Below are 1,483 nucleotides of genomic sequence, written 5' to 3'. Positions count from 1 at the left end.
GCTCCGGGCTGCCCGGCGCCGCCTGCACCATCGCCCGCAGCCCGCGGGCGAGCCCGGTGAGCGAGAACGCGAACAGCGGCGCGCCGCAGCCGTCCACCGTCGTGCCGGCGATCTCCTCGCCGGCCAGGTCCTCGACCGTGCGGCGGATCGCCTGCTGCAACGGGTGGTCCGGCTCGGTGTAGTTGCGCACCGGCCAGCCGGCGGCCACGCAGCAGGCGATCATGCCGGCGTGTTTGCCCGAGCAGTTCATCAGGACCGGTTCGGCGCGCCCGCCGGCGCGCAGGTGGGCCTCGGCCGCGGCGGTGCCCAGCGGCAGGTCGGCGGGGCAGCGCAGGGCATCCGCGGAGAAGCCGGCGACGGAGAGGATTTCCAGCACCCGGGCCAGGTGGGCCGGCTCGCCGCTGTGTGAGCTCGCGACCACGGCGAGCAGGTCACTCGGGATGTTCCGACTCAGGAAGACCCCGTCGAGACCGGCCCGCAGCATCGCGGCGGCCTGGAAGGGCTTTGCCGCCGAGCGGGGAAACACCGGCCTGTCGGGCGCGCCCACCCGCAGGGCCACGGCGCCATCGCGGCCGAGACCTACGACGGTGCCGTGATGCAGGCTCTCGACGAACGGCGCGCCGCTGCGCAGCCCCCGGACGACCTCGGCGACCACCTGCGGACCCTCCGGTGGCTCCATGGCTGTCAGGGTACGACGGCGGTCCCGCCGGGGCCGGCAATGCCACATCCCCCACATCCGCCGCTTCCGGCCCACATGCCGCGAAAGCCGCCACTCGCGGTGTGGTCTCTGCCCGGGGCGGCCGAACCGCTACCCGGACGTGACCGGGCCACATACCCTGAAGATGTGCCTGCCTACGACTACCGCTGCCGGGTGTGCGACGCCTCCTTCGAGGTCCGTCGGAGCATCGCCGAATCCACCCCGACCGACGGGGTGACCTGCCCGTCCGGGCACGCCGAGACCTCACGGGTGTTCTCTGCGGTGGCTGTCAGCCGCGGCGCGGCCGCCCCGGCCATGGCTGCGCCGGTGGGCGGCGGCGGAGCGTGCTGCGGCGGGGGCTGCTGCGGCTGACGCCGCCGGCCGCCTTACCCCTGGCGGCCTGCCGCGCGGCCCTTGGTCGGCCCGCGGGCCGCTCGGCTGCGGGGACCGACATCCACCTGGCGGTCACGCTGGCCGCCCGACGCCGCCGCCCGGTCCTCGACCAGGCGGCGGCGAAGCAGCCGCAACGTCTCGTCCCGTTCGGTCTGGTTCAGACCGGAGACGAGGGTCTGCAACAGCCCGCCCGATCCGGGTTGTCGGTCACGGTTACCGAGCCCACGCATACCCATGAACTCACTCCTACCCAGGGGTGTCGCAGGTCACGCGGCTGCGCCCGGACCCAGGTGACGGGCCGCGCCGGCCCGCTGACTGGTCGAGACCGGTGCGGTTCGCCGCCGCCGCGCCCGGGGCCGCGGATCAGCCCGACGCTCCCGGACGATCGACCCG

General features: G+C 75.0%; 3 protein-coding genes. 1 reads left to right on the top strand and 2 read right to left on the bottom strand.

From position 1 onward, the window contains the following. Positions 1-655, bottom strand: a 655-nt coding sequence (locus ND748_RS31855) for an asparaginase (protein ID WP_374216089.1), incomplete at its 3' end; no start/stop codon positions are given. A 189-nt stretch (positions 656-844) separates the two neighbouring features. Between ND748_RS31855 and ND748_RS31850 the strand changes: the two genes are divergently transcribed. Further along, entirely contained in the window at positions 845-1,069 is a 225-nt protein-coding gene (locus ND748_RS31850) for a zinc ribbon domain-containing protein (protein ID WP_251749985.1), read from the top strand. A gap of 14 nt (positions 1,070-1,083) precedes the next feature. Here ND748_RS31850 and ND748_RS31845 read toward each other — a convergent pair whose 3' ends face one another. Further along, positions 1,084-1,326, bottom strand: coding sequence for a hypothetical protein (locus ND748_RS31845; RefSeq protein WP_251749984.1), 243 nt, complete (start codon positions 1,324-1,326; stop codon positions 1,084-1,086). Positions 1,327-1,483: the final 157 nt, after the last annotated feature.

This window comes from Frankia sp. AiPs1, from assembly GCF_023716945.1.
Classification (GTDB): domain Bacteria; phylum Actinomycetota; class Actinomycetes; order Frankiales; family Frankiaceae; genus Frankia.
The sequence above is the reverse complement of the archived record's forward strand: the minus strand, read 5'-3'. Positions and strand labels throughout refer to the sequence as shown.